This is a genomic window from Paraburkholderia fungorum (genome assembly GCF_046027605.1).
Taxonomy (GTDB): Bacteria; Pseudomonadota; Gammaproteobacteria; order Burkholderiales; family Burkholderiaceae; genus Paraburkholderia; species Paraburkholderia fungorum_F.
In genome coordinates this window covers 82107-98800 of the sequence record NZ_JAQQEF010000005.1, presented here as the reverse complement: position 1 = coordinate 98800, position 16694 = coordinate 82107, and the positions used below count along the sequence as shown (strand labels likewise).

Below are 16694 nucleotides of genomic sequence, written 5' to 3'. Positions count from 1 at the left end.
CCAGACCTTCTACGTTACGACGAGTGCGTCGCCTTTGAATCGACACTCCGGAAAAAATATTTTTCAGCACGGGCGTGCAGTGCGATGGGGTGCGGGTGTGGGGTGGCCGTGAGCACGGGCATGGGCGTGGACATGGGCATCGGCGTGCGGCGCGGGTTCGCCGCGCAGGCTCAACCGGCCGGATTGTCGTCGTCCGGCGGCGTGACGGGTGTGGATGGCCCCGCCGGCGTTGCCGCTGCGCCGGCCGGCGCACCGAGGATGCTGATCTGGAACGTCGGGGTCGCCGCGAGCGACTGCAAGGTCGCATCCTCCGGAATGTGTTCGAACAGCGGCAGGATCACCGAACCGCCGATCACCGCGCGCCCGCTGTTGTCGGCCGGCCGCAAGCCCCACACGTCCTGATAGACGACCGGCACCGCGACGCCGTTGCGGGTCGTGTTGCCGATGTACAGCATCACATGGCCGCCGATGTAAATCAGCGTGCGCAATGGTTCGCCATGGTGGGTCAGGTAGTCGAGCCGTTGCGCCGGCGTGGACGCGGACAGATCGATCAGGCGTCCGGCGCTCATCTGCGTCGACGAATGACGCGGCAGCCAGACACCGAACGCCGCGAAGATGCTTTGCAGCTCCGACGAACAGTCGTTGTAGAGCCCGCTATTGCCCCAGCCATACGGCCGCCCGATCAGCGTTTTCATCAGCATCGCCAGATGCCGCGGGGTGGCGGCGAGCGGCATCGGGGCAATCTGCGCGTCGCTCAGTTGGGCGGTGCGGATGATCGCCTGGCCGTCCACGTCGCGAGCCGGAACGAGGAGCGTGCGGGAGGCCGACGTGCCGGCGGCGTCACTTGCTTCGCTCGCTGTTTTGTTTGTCTGTGCCATGGGCGGCGTGGCGTTATTCGGGGCGAGCGGCAGCAGCGTGCCGGCGGGCGCGTCGAAGCGGAACACGCCGCGGCTGTCGCGCACCGGCGCCGAGGCCACCGTCACCGCGCCCAGCGACTTCGCGGTGGCGGCCCGCCACCTGTCGACGAAGGCAGCGTCGGTCAGGCCGACGCCGTCGCTGCGCACCCAGCCTTGTACGTCGGGCGTCTGCACGTAGCGCCACGCGCCGTCGACGCTGCTGCCCAGCACGTACAGCGGCATACCCGGACGGACTGCGGAGATCTGCAGGTTGTCGAACGGATAGCCTTCGCCAGCCAGGCGATGATCGTAGAACGACGGGTCCATGGTCGGCAGTTCGCGCACCATCAGATTGCCGGTCGCGATCGCGCGGCGTTCGGGCTTGTAGACGGCCTCTTGCGTGAACTGGCCGAGGTCCATGTTTTGCGCGATCGCGTCGATCCACGTCTTGTCGTGCGGCCGGAAATTCTCGCCGTAGCCAAGCGCCGCGCCGCTCTTGTCGGTGTTGTCGAATTTGCCGATGCGGTGCTGCTGCAATGCCGCAATGTCCGTCCCTTCCTGGCGATAGACGCGCATCGTCACGTAAGCGGAATTCCATGGCGACGGTGCGCGCGTGCCGGTACCGAAATAGCGCGCGTAGAGGGCTCTGAAATGCGCCTGCTGATCCACGGGGCTCAGGAACGGCTGGTCGTAGCTGGGGCTGTCCGGCTCGAGCCAGTGGTCGACGTTCTGATCGTAATTGGCGATGGGGAACAGCGTGACGGTGCCGGCGTTCGCGTGGGCGTCGCGCGTCGGCGGCGGATTGCTGCAGGCGGCGAAGGCGACAGCGGCCGCAAGGGCGGCGCACAACGTAGCGGCATGGCGGACGTGCGGCAGACGAACGGCGCGGCGTGCGGTAACGCATGTGGCAAGGTATGCGGCAAAACGTGCGGCAGTGCGTGGCGGGACGGCGACAGGCATAGGCTTCGACGGTGAGGGTCCAAGGGCACGATGATACGGTGTCGCGCGACGCGCCGGGCGGTGGATGCGTGGAGCAAGCCGCTCAACGGCTTTCGTGAAGCCGAAACGCGCGGTGGCATGTCTGGGGCCATTTTTGAGGTGTCTCTCTGACGCGCAACGAGTGAACGGGTCTTTCTCAAGCTTATAGGCGCGCCGCGCGCACGGCCGATACCGCGCCGATCGCCATGTTGTCATTACGCCGGGCCCTTGCTCGCCGATGTCTGGCTGGATCTCTACGCGGGCGAGGCGCTGGCGTCGACCTCACTGACATGACCGCGACGTTTCGCGAACGTGACGGCGGCATATCAATGCCCTGCGGGGTGCTTTATCGGCTTTATGAGTGTATTTACACAACGCTATGTGGTTTCATTGAGGTTCGAAGCGTCAATAGCGGCTGCGTCACCGCACTTCATGCCCAAGTTGCCGCTCAAACCGGGCGTTTCGCCACACTCGGCACATCGCCTCAAACCGTGTTTCACGAGGCTCAAGCAACCAGGAGAACACCATGCAAACCAGCGCACGCAATCAATTCGCCGGCGAAATCACCGAAGTCAAACACGGCGCCGTGAACGACGAAGTCACGCTGCGCACCCAGGACGGGCTCGAAATCGTCGCGATCATCACGCACGGCAGCGCGAGCTCGCTCGGCCTTGCCGCAGGCAAGAAGGCGTTCGCACTGGTCAAGGCGTCGTCGGTGATCGTGATGGTCGACGTGACGGCGAGCCAGGTGTCGGCGCGCAACTGCATCGCCGGTACGGTGTCGGCGGTGACGGAGGGCGCCGTGAATTCGGAAGTGGCCATCAGCGCGGGCGGCGCGCAGGTCGCCGCGATCATCACCAACGAAAGCGTCGAGCGCCTCGGCCTCGCGAGCGGCAAAGCGGCGACGGCTATTTTCAAGGCATCGAGCGTGATCATCGGGGTGGAATAACGGTCTATGCGTGGCGTTGTTCGCAGAGCTAATGTCCGCATAAAGCCATCAGGCCGCACGTAGGTCGGACGGCAAGAGGGCGGCATGCGCAACGTGCCGTGCCGTGAAGGAAAGGGCAGCTTGCTTTACACTGCACAGCCTTGCTGCTCCTCTTTCCGCCTTCATCACGGACGCCGTCATGTTCGAAGTCTCCTCCGCCTCGCATCTCCCTAAAGCCGCGCAATACGAAGAGCTGGTCGCCCAGGCGCGCGCGCTGCTCGCCGACGAAACCGACTGGATCGCCAACGCGGCGAATTTTTCCGCGTTCGTGTTCCATTCGCTGAGCGATCTGAATTGGGCCGGTTTCTATTTCCACGACGGCCGCGAACTGGTGGTCGGACCGTTTCAAGGCAAGCCGGCCTGCGTGCGCATCGCGCTCGGCAAGGGTGTATGCGGCACGGCAGCGCTTACCCGACAGACGCAAGTGGTGCGCGATGTGCATGAATTCCCCGGTCATATCGCTTGCGATTGCGCATCGCAATCGGAAATCGTCGTGCCGCTCGTCGCACCGGACGGCACGCTGATCGGCGTGTGGGATGTCGATAGCCCGGTCGTCGCGCGCTTCGACGAAGAAGATGCGAAAGGCATGGAAGCGCTCTGCGCGGTGTTTATCGAAGCCGCGCTGCCATAAGCGCCACGAACCCCGCCACGCTTTGGAGACATGCATGAGCGGCGAGCAAAATATATCGGTAGATACAACGGTCGGCAATCCGGCAGAGCGCTGCGCGAAGGCGTCGCAGGCCGGTGCGCATTGAGTAATGAAACGCGGCGTATCCGGTCATAGCAAACGCTTTATGATCTGCGCGATAACGGACGTGCTGCTGCCGGAGTCGGGGAATACGCCGAGGAAAACGATTGCGCGTAGAGAATGCGCTGCAGGCGCGGCGGGGCGGCCGGGAAAGCCGCTATCATACGCACGGTTGGCGGGCGGATTGGACCGAATCTGCCAGCTTCGGCGCTTGCGTCGTACGCGCCAGAAAAAAACGCTCACTTGCTTTCAATACCAGAAAATTCAAAGGCCGGCGCGATGCAAGAACACCTCTATGCCGAAGCGCGCGCACGCGACGCCACGCTTGCGGCGGCGCCATACGGCATGTTCATCTGCACGGCCGACGGCAGGTTCGACTCGGTCAACGTGGCTTTCGAAAAGCTGACTGGTTTTGCCGCCGAAGAACTGATCGGCCGGCGCTCATTTGAATCCTTGCTCGATCCGGCCGAACTCGCGAGGCGGCGCACCGAATTGCCGCCGCTGTCGGCGATCAGCGCGCGCTACGAAGGCGAATGGACCTATGTGCGGCGCAACGGCACGCCGATTCGCGTGGTGTTCGCGCTGGCGCCGATTGTGGCACCGCTTGTGGCGTCGACTGCCGCCGAGCCGGCGCATCCCGGCAGTCTCGCTGCTCGGCCCGCCCGCTATGTGGGCATCGCGATCGATATGACGCGCTACGCGCAATCCGAAGCGCGCTTGTGGTACGTCGCGCATCACGACGGCGTGACCCGTCTGCCCAATCAGACGCTCTTCACTGAACGACTCGAGCTCACAATCGGGCGCTGTCAACGCAACGGCAGTGGCTTTACCGTGCTGATCGCCGAGCTCGATCATTTGCGCAAACTGCGCGATGCGCTCGGTTTGCATGCGGCCGAGCTGGTGTTGCAGATCGTCGGTGAGCGGATGCGCGGACTGTTCCCCAACGACGGCACGATCGCCTCGATCGGCGGCACGCAATTCGCGCTGCTGATCAATGAAACCGGCGCCGCAGCCGATGCGTTCGCAGCCGAGGCACTGGGCCGCATCGCGGAAGCGATCGACTACGCCGGCACCACGCTGAACATTACGGCGAGTATCGGCATCGTCGCCTATCCTGCGGACGGTGCCGATGCGCCGACGCTGATGCGTCGCGCGGGGGTGGCGTTATCGGCGGCTTCGGCGGTAAGTGGTAATGCGGTGCGGCGTTTTTCCACCGCGCTCGAAGGTCAGGCGGCGCGCCGCTTCGAACTGGAGACCATGCTGCGCGAAGCGCTCGAACGTCAGCAATTGCATCTCGTGTATCAACCCCAGGTGACGCTCGCCAACGGGCGCATCGCGCAGGTGGAAACGCTGCTTCGCTGGAACCATCCGCAGCGTGGCTTGATCAGTCCGGCCGAATTCGTGCCGGTCGCGGAAGAGGCGGGCCTGATCGAGCAGATCGGCGAATGGGTGATTCGTACTGCGTGCCGTGATGCCGGCAAACTGCTGCGGCTGACCGGTAGCTTGCCGCGGATCGCGGTAAACGTCTCCCCGCAGCAATTCCAACGGCACAATCTGTTCGAGACGATCCGCGAGGCGCTCGAAGAGGCGGCGCTCGACCCTTCGTATCTCGAGCTGGAAATCACCGAGGGCGCGCTGCTCGGCGACACCGAGCTGGCATTGCAGACGCTGCATGCGTTGCGCGAATTGGGCGTTGAAGTCGCGGTGGATGACTTCGGCACCGGCTATTCGAGTCTTGCCTATCTCACGCGGTTTCCGCTGAATCGCCTGAAAATCGACCGTTCGTTTGTGATGCGCATGAATACCGACCCGCAATGCGCGGCGCTTGTCGGCGCCATTATTGCAATGGCCCACGCGTTGAAACTGCGCGTGACGGCCGAAGGCGTGGAGACCGCCGAACAGGCCGCGCAACTGGAAGCACTCGGCTGTGACGAGGCGCAAGGATTCTGGTTCTCGCGGCCCGTCACTATCGCGGCGTTGCGCAATTTGCTGAAACCGTTAGGCACGGCCTGACACGCACCCCTTTGCCCTGAGCGGTTTCCGCAAGCGCTGTGCCTCAGCCGCAATAGTGCAAATCGCGGGAACATATCCTGCTTCCTTGCGTCAGGAGAACATACGCAACGGAGCGCAGGAAACAATGAACGATCTTCTTTCCCGTCTACTGCATTTCCAACCGTCGCTGCTTGTCACATTGACGCACGACGTCCTTCATATCGTGCTGGCGGTGCTGATTCTGATTGTCGGCTGGTGGCTGTCGAACCGGGTCGGCGCGCTCTTCGCAAAGGCGCTCGCCCGCACGCGTGCCGATCCCACACTCGCGCCCATGCTGGCGGCGATGGGGACATGGGCTGTGCGCGTGCTCGTTTTCGTCGCGGCGCTAAGCGAAGTCGGCATTGCCACGGCGAGTGTGCTGGCGGTGCTCGGCGCTGCCGGTCTCGCGATCGGCCTCGCCTTGCAGGGCACCTTGCAGAACATCGCGGCCGGCATGATGTTGCTGATGCTGCGGCCGTTTCGCGTCGGCGATGTGATCGAGGGTAGCGGGGCCGCCGCGGGCATTGTGCGCGAAGTGGGGCTGTTCACGACGCGCATCGAACGCGGCGACGGCAATGCCGTGTTCGTGCCGAACAGTCAGATCTGGAGTAATCCGGTGATCAACTACAGCAGCGGCGGCACGCAACGGATCGAGGTCGAAGTCGGACTCGCGCAACGCAAAGACGTGGATGCGGCGATCGGCGAGTTGAAGAAACTGGTCGCCGACGAGCCGCGTGTTCTGACCGGCTCGACGCTTGCGCCGGTCATTACCGTGGCGGACTATCCCGAGCGGGGCGGCGCTACGCTGCGGATCGCCGCGTGGGTGCGCTCGCCGGACGCGTCGCTCACCACGGATGATCTGCACGACCATGCACAGGCCGCGCTCGAGCAGGCCGGCTGTCCTGTGGCGGCTTAGTGCGTGCTTGCCGCGTGCTTGCCGCTCCGCGCGCGCGTCGCTTAAGAGGCGTGGCATCCCCGATACGTGGAAACGAGAAAGGGGCCGATTGGCCCCTTTCCTTTACTCGCTATACCGCGTGTTACGACGCGAGACTTACTGTGCGGCGGCGTCCATAGTGGTGACCGCCGTGCCCGTCATGGCGCCCGATACACGCTTGATGCTGTCCTGCATCGCGTTGCCCGACTGAATCATCGAAGCCATCACGGATTGCATTGCGCCAAACGCGCTGTCCGAGCTGAACGGCGTGGTCTGGCCGAAGCCCGCACCGAACTGCGCCGCGCTGGCGCCGAACTCTTCGCGCAGGGCTTCGCCAGCCTTGTTCAACGCCGCGGTGAATTGCGCATCGATTTCCTTGACGTGCTGTGCGTACGACAGGGTGCGTTGAACCATTTGCTGCTGCATATCGGACGGGCCCGCAAACGGCGCGACGTTGAACTGGCCGGCCGACAGTGCGTTCTTGCTTTCGGTGACGGTTGCCTTCAGCGCCGCGAGATTGAGCTCGCCGAGTTTTTGCAGGCAAGCCAGGCCGTCGAGCTGCAAGTCGGTGAAGATGTTGAAAGTGCGTTGACCAAAGGCGGCGCTATGTTCGATCGCGGGGCTTTGCATAGTGGTGATCTCCGAAGTGACCCGGTGCAGGCGTCCAAAGGATTTCGGAGGCCAGGTCTCAAGCGAGACGGCAGGTCGACGCGGCGCAGTGATTTTGCTGCGCTGCAACATGAGCCACTCTATACCTTTGCGGCTGGATGTACAGCCTTTTCGTCACGATCATTCGTCGGTTGAAAGTAATTAGTGCGCGGTTGAAGTTCGCGGATGGGCGAGGAAGAAGCGCAGCATTTCGGCCGCCGCGTCGGGGCCGGATGGGTCCGTGTAAGAGCCGCGCTGACTGCCGCCTGCCCATGCGTGGCCCGCGCCATGAATCGACCAATGCTCCGCTTCCACGCCATTCGCGGCGACGAGCCGCTGTACCGTGCAGCCGCGTTGGCCGCCCGGGGTACCTCCCGCGTGCGACGGCGTGCCGACTGTCGTGACGCCGGCGTCGAAGCCCGCTACGAGCGCTGTGGCGTTCGACGGATGGACCGTCGTGTCCGCGTCGCCATGAAACACGATGAGCGGGCGTTGCGGTTCGACGGATGAGCGGTTGCGATGCGCCTTGCCGCCCTTCATCGCGGCGAGCGCCGAGGGCAGATCTTTCGCGCATCCGTACGCGAGGCCGGAATGCACGCAGGCTGCCGCATACAGATCGGGCGATGTCTTCAGCATGATGTCCGCCATGGCGCCCCCCGCCGATAGACCCGCCACATACACGCGTGCTGGATCGACGCGATAGCGTGCCATCACCTCACGCGTGATGCCGGCGATCAACGAAGGCTCGCCCTGATCGCGCTGCTGGTCGGCAGGCTTGAACCAGTTCCAGCACTTTGAATGATTGGCCGCCTGCGACTGATTCGGATACACGACGATGACGCCATGGCGCTCGGCCATTTCGTTCATGCGCGTGCCGGCCGCGAAGTCGTCGGCGTTTTGCGTGCAGCCGTGCAGCATCACGATGAGCGGCAACGGTTCGCTGTTGTAGACGGCGGGCACGTAGAGCTTGTATTGGCGTTGACCCGCGCTGTTGCTGAAGGTATGGGTGCTGAAGCTGCCGGGCGTGTCGGCGTGGACAGTACGCTCGGCGGGTGCGTGTGGCGTGGTGCGGGCGTGTGCCTGACTTTGGGTTTGAGTCTGCGTTTGAGTTTGCGGATGTGGCTGCGTCCACGCTCGTGTCCATTCGTTGACGCCTTGCGGCGTGTGCGATGGGTATGCGTTGCCGGCTTCGGCCGACGCACCCGAGAGCGCGCGCTGAACCGCCGCGGTCGCTTCCTTCGCTCCTTTCGTTTGAAGCAGGTCGAAGGCTTCTTTCATCGACTTCAGGAAATCTTCATTCATTTTCATGATCGTAAGCGGTTATAGGTTGAGTTGCAGAAGGCGTGGCTGGGCAGGCGATGAGCTTCACTGGTTCAACAACGTGTCCAACCACGTCTGCAACCGTAAGATCAGCCATGCCAGACGCGGTCTACCTGATGCGGCCGGCGAGCGCCGCCTTGACCGCGGGCGACGCGTGAAATGCACCGAGCACCTCCACCGATGCAATCGTGGCCGCCGCGAGTTCCGGCGGCACATCGGCTGCGATGCTGGCGAGGCCGAGCACATGAATGTCCAGTCGTTCGTTCGCGGCTTGAGCGGCTTCAAGGTCCTGCCTCGAAAAGTGCTGCAAGCCGAGCACCATTGCGCGCCGGGTCACCGTTTCCGTGACGACCTGCGCGTGTACGCCAAGCTGGTTGCGGATCGCCGTGCGAATCAGGTCGGTGCGGTTCGAGTAAAAACCTTCTTCGACGAGTAAATCGATCTGGCCGAGGTCGATTGGGCCAAGGTTGATGGTGATTTTTTCGGTCTCACCGCCTTTGGGACGAGAGGTGTCGATGAGTTTGAGGTTGGCCATTTTCTATCCCGTTCGGCATCCGGAGAACATCCGAACACCATCCAATTAACATCCAATGGGATGGTTATACGCTTCGGGTTGGGATAGCGTCAACGGGGAAATTGAGGGCCGGTAGAGGTTTTTGCGGCGGTTGTTGCACGGACGGGAATGCCCGCCGTTCTTCCTGGGGCGATGGCCCTTTGAGCACAGCGCGCACAGCGGAAACTGTGTCCCAATCAGATGGTCCGCGCGGGATGCCTTTACAATCCTGCGCTTAGATCCGCAAAACGGGAACCGCGCCATGAAGCACCTCATCGCATCGTCACTCGTCCTCGTCCTCGCCATTGCTGCCGCGAGCGCGCACGCGATAGCACAAACATCAACCAGCAATGCGACGCCAAAACAATCGTGCGCGATCGCGAACGTCACGGGGATTGGCGGATCGGCTCAAAGCTTTCGCGAATACATGGCGACGGCGAACTCCAGCAAGTATCGCTACCTGGCCGACAACCCGATCCAGTGCAAGATCTCCGATGAGGGCCGCGCGTCGGACTGCGTCGGCCTCACCAGCTTTCGGAACGAGCGGGTCAGCGTGTACGACGACACCGATGACACGACGCTCACCGTGGTGGCGCGCGTGGAACTCGATCACGGGACGTACCCGGCGATCGTCGTGGTGCGTAGAGAGGATGTGAAGTGTGAGGAGTGAAGGGCGCGGAGCGCACCCGATCGCTACATGCGTAGCGATCGCGGCGGCGGCTGTGATCCCGCGCGTGACGCGGGCAGCATGAAAATCCGAAGCTGATTTGCGCGACGGTCGTGCTTTGTCGCAAGGTACGAAGGCGTGCGCGGCTACATCAGCACAATATCGTATTGCTCCTGGCTCAAATTCGACTCCACCTGCAACGATACCGGCTTGCCGATGAAATCGATCAGCATCGCCAGATGCTGCGACTCTTCTTCAAGAAACAGATCGATCACCTGCTGCGATGCCACCACGCGAAACTCACGCGGATTGAACTGCCGCGACTCGCGCAGAATCTCGCGCAACACGTCATAGCACACCGTGCGCGACGTCTTGACCTGCCCCTTGCCCTGGCAAACCGGGCAGGGCTCGCACAGCACATGTGCCAACGATTCGCGCGTGCGCTTGCGCGTCATCTCCACCAGCCCCAACTGCGAGAACCCATTCACGGTCACGCGCGTACGATCCCGCGACAACGCCTTCTTCAACTCGCCGAGCACCTGATCGCGATGCTCGACGTTCTCCATATCGATGAAGTCGATAATGATCACGCCACCCAGATTGCGCAGCCGTAATTGCCGCGCGATCGTGTGCGCGGCTTCGAGGTTGGTCTTGAAGATCGTGTCGTCGAAGTTGCGCGCGCCGACGTAACCGCCGGTGTTCACGTCGATGGTGGTCATCGCCTCGGTCTGGTCGATCACCAGATAGCCGCCGGACTTCAGATCGACCCGGCGCGACAAGGCGCGCTGAATCTCGGCCTCGATGTTGTACAGATCGAAGAGTGGCCGCTCGCCGGTGTAGTGATGCAGCTTCGACGACACCGCCGGCGTGAATTCCGCCGCGAAGTCGGCCAGCATTTGATAGGTCTCGCGCGAGTCGACCTGAATCCGCGACGTTTCATCATTCACGAAATCGCGCAGCACACGCTGCGCGAGATTCAGGTCCTGATACAGCAGGCTGGTCGGCGGCATGCGCTGACCTTGCGAGATGATCGTCGCCCAGGTCTTGCGCAAATACGCGACGTCACCCGCCAACTCTTCGCTGGTCGCATCTTCAGCAATGGTGCGTACGATGTAGCCGCCTTTTTCATCGGCGGGCAACACGGCGGTCAAACGTGCCCGCACGGCCTCGCGTTCGGCTTCGCTCTCGATCTTCTGCGAGATGCCGATGTGCGGCTCCTGCGGCAGATACACGAGCGTGCGCCCGGCGATACTCACTTGCGTGGACAGCCTTGCGCCCTTGGTGCCGATCGGATCCTTCACGACCTGCACCATCAGCGTCTGGCCTTCGAAAACGATCTTTTCGATCGGCTGATGGGGCGTTTGATGCTGCGGTTCGCCCGCAATGCGCGGGTGCCAGATATCGGCTACATGCAGGAATGCGGCGCGTTCCAGACCGATGTCGATGAAGGCGGATTGCATGCCCGGCAACACGCGGACGACTTTGCCGAGATAGACATTGCCGACGCGTCCCCGCGACAGCGTTCGTTCGACGTGAAGTTCCTGGACGGCGCCTTGCTGGACGAGCGCGACTCGCGTTTCCTGCGGCGTGACATTGATCAGGATTTCTTCATTCATGGTGTTATTTTAGAAGTCGATGCGCGCTGCACGCAGGAGGGCAGCGGTTTCAAAAAGCGGCAAACCCATGATACCTGAATAGGACCCGTCGATATGTTCGATAAACTCCGCGGCGCGGCCCTGCACACCATACGCGCCTGCCTTGCCGAGCGGCTCGCCGCTGGCGGCGTAGCGGCGCAGGACGGATGCGTGCAGTGCAGCAAAACGCACCTTCGATACCGATAGCGCGGCAGGCAGTAACGTGCCTTCGGCGTCGACCACCGCGACGGCCGTCAGCACTTCGTGATCGCGGCCAGCAAGACGCGTGAGCATCGCGACGGCATCGTCGGCGTCGACGGGTTTGCCGAGGATCGCGTCATCGATCGTGACGGTTGTGTCGGCAACCAGAATCGGCCGTACAGCATGGCCGCCGGCGACGAGTCGTGCGCGCGCGGCGTGAGCTTTGGCGATGCACACGCGCTGCACGTAGTCGTGCGCGCGCTCGCCGGGCAATTCGACTTCGAGCGCTTCGGCATCTTCATCGGGACGCGGCAGCAGCAGTTCGAAACGCACGCCGAGCTGTTGCAACAGCTCCTGGCGGCGTGGACTCTGAGACGCGAGGTAGACGAACGGATGCAGCGGAGCGGTGTGCGTTGGCATGAACGGGTCTCGATGAGGCGGATTGTGTCAATGCGCGAGAAGCGCGCGGCGCGCGTGTCAGTCGAGCGTCGATCAGCGTGCAGAAGGACACCGCCAAAGGCGTGCCGATAAAATGGCTCGATGAACAGGCCCACAAGCAAGCCGACAAGCAAGCCGAAAAATCGCGTCGAAGAACTCGTCTATAAGCCCGTCGATCTGCGCAGGCGACAGGAAAACGCGCGATCTGTCAGCTGGCTCGTTCGCTCACACGCGGTGATAGGGGTGATTTTGCGTGATGGTCCACGCGCGGTAAAGCTGTTCGGCGAGCAGCACGCGGACCATCGCGTGCGGCAGCGTCAGGCTGGAGACGCGGAGCAGCATATCGGCGCGCGCTTTCAGATCGGGATCGAGCCCGTCGGCGCCGCCGATCAGAAACGCCACGTCGCGGCCGTCCTGCTGCCAGCCGGGCAGGGCGCCGGCGAGCTGCATCGTGGTCCAGTCCTTGCCGCGTTCATCGAGCGCGACGATGCGCGCGTTCTTCGGCATCGCGGTTTCGATTTTCTGTCGCTCGGCGGCCATCACGCTTTCGGCGGGACGCCCCGACGAACGCTGCTCGGGCTTGATCTCGCGCAGCTCGATCCGCAACTCTGGCGGCATACGTTTCGCGTATTCGTCGAAGCCCGTGGCGATCCAGTCCGGCATCTTGTGGCCGACAGCGAGGATATGCAGTTTCATGACGGATGTAATCGCGGATGCACGCGCGGATGCAATCACGGTTGTTATCGCGGATGCACGCACGGAAGCAGCTACGGGTGGAATCGAGGGCGCAAGCGCTGCAATCGCCAACGCAAACGCCGACTACGCACCGCAAACTTCAGCGGTTTGCCAGCCAGCCGCTTACTTGCGGCGTGCCGGCGCCTTGCGTGCGGGTTTTTTGACAGCCGGCGCGTCTTCCTCTTCGTCCTCGTCGTCCGGCTCGCTCGAGCGCGCGCCGCCGAACGGATCCGGCGTCGACAGCTTGATGCGCACCGGCTTGTCGCCCCAGATTTCCTCGAGGTTGTAGTACTGGCGCAGCGCCGGTTGCAGGATGTGCACGATCGCGTCGCCGCAATCGACCAGCACCCATTCGCCGACGTCGTCACCTTCGGTGCTGATGACGTCGCCGCCGTTTTCCTTGACGCTCTCGCGCACGCTCGACGCGAGCGCCTTGGTCTGGCGGTTCGAGGTGCCGCTCGCGACGATCACGCGATCGAACAACGCCGTCAGGTGGCTGGTGTTGAACACCTTGATGTCTTGCGCTTTGACGTCTTCGAGAGCGTCGACGATCACGCGTTGCAGTTTGCGAATATCCATGGGGTTACCGGTGGTACAGATGATGTTGAAGAATATAGTCCCACACCGCGGTGGGGACATGGCTCGCGGCGGCCTGGTCTTGCTGTTCCTCGCCCACGAGGGCGAGCCGCTGGTTCACCTGTTCGCGCAGATGCGCGCGAATATCGGTGGCCGAGACGTTGAACGCAAGCGTCGTATCGATCAGCAAGTGGCCGCAGGGGGTGGCTTGCAGAACGTCGGCGCGGGCACGGCGCGCGTCGATTTCTTTCGCGACCACGGGCGGAATCGACGCGAGGTCGAAACCGGGGCGCGTGGCCGCGCAAATGTGAGCAAACTCGAACAGGCGCCGCCAGTCGCGCCAGCTGTCGAGGTGCACCAGTTGATCCGCGCCAATCAGAAGCGCAATCGACGCATCCGGCCCTTCACGTTCACGCCACAATTGAAGCGTGTTGACGGTGTAGGTCGGGCCGTCGTGTTCAATTTCCTCGGTCGCCACCCGCACGGTCACGCCTGGCAGCACCAACGCGCCGGCGGCGGCGCGGGTCATCGCCAGCCTGTGTTCAGCGGCTGACACGTCGGTTTTCTGCCACGGCTGGCCGGCCGGCAGCAGCACCAGTTCAGTCAGGTTCAGTACCTCGGCGAAACGCCGCGCGAGCGCGAGATGGCCGTCGTGGATCGGATCGAAAGTGCCGCCGAGCAGTCCGATCCGGCGAGGCAGGGCGACAGGATGAGCGTTCGGCTTCAGGTGAAGATCCTTTGTCGTGGTCACGTGCAGTGGGGTGCGGGCCTGATGGGCCTAAGCCTCACACCCACTCGCGCGGCACGAGAAAATCGCTGTAAAGACGCGCTTCCGGCGTGCCCGGTTCCGGCTGCCAGTTGTAGCGCCAGTTCACCACAGGCGGCATCGACATCAGAATCGATTCGGTGCGTCCGCCGCTCTGCAGCCCGAACAGTGTGCCACGGTCGAAGACCAGATTGAACTCGACGTAGCGGCCGCGCCGGTATGCCTGGAAGTCCCGCTCGGCTTCGCCGTACGGAATGTTGCGGCGCTTTTCGACGATCGGCAGGTACGCTTTGAGGAATCCCTCGCCGACGCTTTTCAGCATCGCGAACGATTGATCGAAACCCAGCGCCGAGAAATCGTCGAAGAAAATCCCGCCAATGCCACGCGGTTCGTTACGGTGCCTGAGGAAGAAATACTCGTCGCACCAGCGCTTGAAACTCGGGTAGAGGTCCGCGCCATAAGGCTGCAGCGCGTCGCGGCACACCCGATGGAAATGCTGCGCGTCTTCCTCGTAGCCGTAGTACGGCGTCAGATCCATGCCGCCGCCGAACCAGAACACCGGCTCTTCGCCGGCTTTGGTTGCAACCAGCAGACGCACGTTCATGTGCACGGTCGGACAGTGCGGATTGTGCGGGTGCAGCACGAGCGAAACGCCCATGGCTTCGAAACCACGGCCGGCCAGTTGCGGACGCGCGGCGCTCGCCGAACCCGGCAACGCGTCGCCCGCGACGTCCGAGAAGCCGACGCCGGCGCGCTCGAAGAAGTTGCCGCCTTCCAGAATCCGCGTGCAGCCGCCGCCGCGCAGCTTTTCGCCGGGAGCGCGCTGCCATGCGTCGGTCGCGAACGGCTTACCGTCGAACGCACCGAGCGTGTCCGCGATTTGCGTTTGCAGGCCTTGCAGCCAGCTGCGCACGGCCTGTGCGTCATAGGTCGAATCGGTCATGAGTGCAGGTGCTGAGGGCGGCACGCTCGACGTGCCGCGGGTTCTTCGTGAAGGGCGACGGCCGGGCCTTCGTCAGGATGTTGCTGCTCCTGCGAAGGCGCGGCGGCCTATTCGTTCGCGCCGGGTGAATGCCACTCGACCCGGGCATCCAGATGGTGCGATGGGCGCAGTGACGGCCGCGAAAACCCGCAGTGTAGCGCCGTTGGCGCCGCATGCGGGCGAGTGGGGGTGTGGCTTAGTGCTTGCCTTCTGTCTTGGTGTCGTGCTTGCGGTTCAATGCACGGTAGCCGATGTCGCGGCGATATTGCATGCCGTCGAACGAGATCTGGTTGATCGTCTCGTACGCGACCGATTGCGCGCTGCGCACCGAATCCGCCAGACCGACCACGCACAATACGCGGCCGCCCGAGGTGCTCAGCTTGCCGTCCGCGAGCGTGGTGCCGGCGTGGAACGTGACCGAATCGTCGGTCTCGGCCGGAATATCACTGATCCGGTCCCCCTTTCTCGGCGTGTCCGGATAGTTGTACGCCGCGAGCACGACACCCAGCGCGGTGCGGCGGTCCCATTCCAGTTCGATCGTGTTCAGCGTGCCGGCAATCGCCTGCTCGACCACCTTCGAGAAGTCGCCTTTCAGGCGCGCCATGATCGGCTGCGTTTCCGGGTCGCCCATCCGGCAGTTGAATTCGAGCGTCTTCGGATTGCCTTGTGCGTCGATCATCAGGCCGGCGTACAGGAAGCCGGTGAAGCGGATGCCTTCTTTCTCCATGCCACGCACGGTCGGCTGGATGATTTCGCGCATCACGCGTGCATGCAGTTGCGGCGTGACGATCGGCGCGGGCGAGTAGGCGCCCATGCCGCCCGTGTTCGGACCCTGATCGGCGTCGAGCAGACGCTTGTGGTCCTGGCTCGAGGCGAGCGCCAGCACATGTTTGCCGTCCACCATCACGATGAAACTCGCTTCCTCGCCCGCGAGGAATTCCTCGATCACGACCCGCGCGCCGGCATCGCCCAGCTTGTTGTCCGACAGCATCATGTCGACCGCGGCGTGCGCTTCTTCCAGCGTTTGCGCGACCACCACGCCCTTGCCGGCGGCGAGGCCGTCGGCTTTGATCACGATCGGCGCGCCCTTGGCGTCCAGATACGCGTGCGCGGCGGCAACGTCGGCGAATGTTTCGTACTCGGCGGTCGGGATCGCATGGCGCTTCATGAACGCCTTGGCGAAATCCTTCGAGCTTTCGAGCTGCGCGGCTTCCTTGCTCGGTCCGAAAATTTTCAGGCCGCGCGAGCGGAACAGGTTGACGATCCCCGCGGCGAGCGGACCTTCCGGCCCGACCAGCGTGAACGCGATCTGTTCCTGCTCGACGAAATCGGCGAGCGCGGCAGGATCGGTGATGTCGATGTTGCGCAGACGCTCGTCCTGGGCCGTGCCGCCGTTGCCGGGTGCAACGTAGACGAGCTGGACCCGCGGCGATTGCGCGAGCTTCCATGCGAGCGCATGTTCGCGACCGCCGGAACCGACGACGAGTAACTTCATGTGAATCCCCGAGACTTAAAAACCATAAACGGCTGAAGCATCACGCTCAGCCGTGGAATAACAGCGAGGTTTGCAATGGGCCCGCAGCCAGAGCGCGGCGCAGG

At 63.3% G+C, this 16694-nt stretch carries 16 protein-coding genes; 5 read left to right on the top strand and 11 right to left on the bottom strand.

The window, feature by feature from the left end:
- Positions 1–170: 170 nt before the first annotated feature.
- The gene (locus tag PQR53_RS10950) at positions 171–1856 is read right to left on the bottom strand and encodes an SH3 domain-containing protein (RefSeq protein WP_408453015.1); all 1686 of its coding nucleotides are present in this window, start codon (positions 1854–1856) and stop codon (positions 171–173) included.
- Between the two features lie 544 nt (positions 1857–2400).
- On the opposite strand from PQR53_RS10950, the gene PQR53_RS10945 reads away from it, so the two are divergent.
- The 4 genes from PQR53_RS10945 to PQR53_RS10930 all read left to right on the top strand — a co-directional run bounded on the left by PQR53_RS10945 (position 2401) and on the right by PQR53_RS10930 (position 6557).
- Positions 2401–2823, top strand: coding sequence for a TOBE domain-containing protein (locus tag PQR53_RS10945; protein ID WP_408453012.1), 423 nt, complete (start codon positions 2401–2403; stop codon positions 2821–2823).
- A gap of 178 nt (positions 2824–3001) precedes the next feature.
- Entirely contained in the window at positions 3002–3493 is a 492-nt protein-coding gene (gene msrC, locus PQR53_RS10940; RefSeq protein WP_408453009.1) for a free L-methionine (R)-S-oxide reductase MsrC, read from the top strand.
- Between the two features lie 396 nt (positions 3494–3889).
- On the top strand, positions 3890–5623 hold the full coding sequence (locus PQR53_RS10935) for a putative bifunctional diguanylate cyclase/phosphodiesterase (RefSeq protein WP_408453006.1): 1734 nt from the start codon (positions 3890–3892) through the stop codon (positions 5621–5623).
- Between the two features lie 124 nt (positions 5624–5747).
- Complete coding sequence (locus PQR53_RS10930) at positions 5748–6557, top strand: mechanosensitive ion channel family protein (protein WP_408453003.1); 810 nt, start codon at positions 5748–5750, stop codon at positions 6555–6557.
- A 135-nt stretch (positions 6558–6692) separates the two neighbouring features.
- On the opposite strand, the gene PQR53_RS10925 is transcribed toward PQR53_RS10930, so the two are convergent.
- From PQR53_RS10925 to PQR53_RS10915, 3 genes are all read right to left on the bottom strand, one after another.
- Entirely contained in the window at positions 6693–7205 is a 513-nt protein-coding gene (locus tag PQR53_RS10925) for a phasin family protein (protein ID WP_408453001.1), read from the bottom strand.
- Between the two features lie 180 nt (positions 7206–7385).
- Positions 7386–8531, bottom strand: a complete 1146-nt coding sequence (locus PQR53_RS10920; protein WP_408452998.1) for an extracellular catalytic domain type 1 short-chain-length polyhydroxyalkanoate depolymerase — start codon at positions 8529–8531, stop codon at positions 7386–7388.
- A gap of 121 nt (positions 8532–8652) precedes the next feature.
- Positions 8653–9078: a ribbon-helix-helix domain-containing protein gene (locus tag PQR53_RS10915; protein ID WP_323044385.1), complete on the bottom strand. Its 426-nt coding sequence runs from the start codon at positions 9076–9078 to the stop codon at positions 8653–8655.
- 280 nt (positions 9079–9358) lie between these two features.
- Between PQR53_RS10915 and PQR53_RS10910 the strand changes: the two genes are divergently transcribed.
- Positions 9359–9766, top strand: coding sequence for a hypothetical protein (locus tag PQR53_RS10910; RefSeq protein ID WP_408452995.1), 408 nt, complete (start codon positions 9359–9361; stop codon positions 9764–9766).
- A 143-nt stretch (positions 9767–9909) separates the two neighbouring features.
- On the opposite strand, the gene rng is transcribed toward PQR53_RS10910, so the two are convergent.
- The 7 genes from rng to purD form a co-directional block, all read right to left on the bottom strand.
- Positions 9910–11379, bottom strand: coding sequence for a ribonuclease G (gene rng, locus PQR53_RS10905; RefSeq protein WP_154562225.1), 1470 nt, complete (start codon positions 11377–11379; stop codon positions 9910–9912).
- A 9-nt stretch (positions 11380–11388) separates the two neighbouring features.
- Positions 11389–12018, bottom strand: coding sequence for a Maf family protein (locus PQR53_RS10900; protein WP_408452992.1), 630 nt, complete (start codon positions 12016–12018; stop codon positions 11389–11391).
- Positions 12019–12261: 243 nt separating this feature from the next.
- Positions 12262–12732 (bottom strand): 23S rRNA (pseudouridine(1915)-N(3))-methyltransferase RlmH, encoded by a 471-nt coding sequence (gene rlmH / locus PQR53_RS10895; protein ID WP_408452990.1) that lies wholly within the window; start codon positions 12730–12732, stop codon positions 12262–12264.
- A gap of 162 nt (positions 12733–12894) precedes the next feature.
- Entirely contained in the window at positions 12895–13350 is a 456-nt protein-coding gene (rsfS, locus tag PQR53_RS10890) for a ribosome silencing factor (protein WP_408452987.1), read from the bottom strand.
- Between the two features lie 4 nt (positions 13351–13354).
- A complete protein-coding gene (locus tag PQR53_RS10885; protein ID WP_408452984.1) occupies positions 13355–14098 on the bottom strand; it encodes a nicotinate-nucleotide adenylyltransferase in 744 nt (247 codons plus the stop codon).
- Between the two features lie 34 nt (positions 14099–14132).
- Positions 14133–15056: an oxygen-dependent coproporphyrinogen oxidase gene (gene hemF, locus PQR53_RS10880; RefSeq protein WP_408452981.1), complete on the bottom strand. Its 924-nt coding sequence runs from the start codon at positions 15054–15056 to the stop codon at positions 14133–14135.
- A 235-nt stretch (positions 15057–15291) separates the two neighbouring features.
- Positions 15292–16590: a phosphoribosylamine--glycine ligase gene (purD, locus tag PQR53_RS10875; protein ID WP_408452978.1), complete on the bottom strand. Its 1299-nt coding sequence runs from the start codon at positions 16588–16590 to the stop codon at positions 15292–15294.
- Positions 16591–16694: the final 104 nt, after the last annotated feature.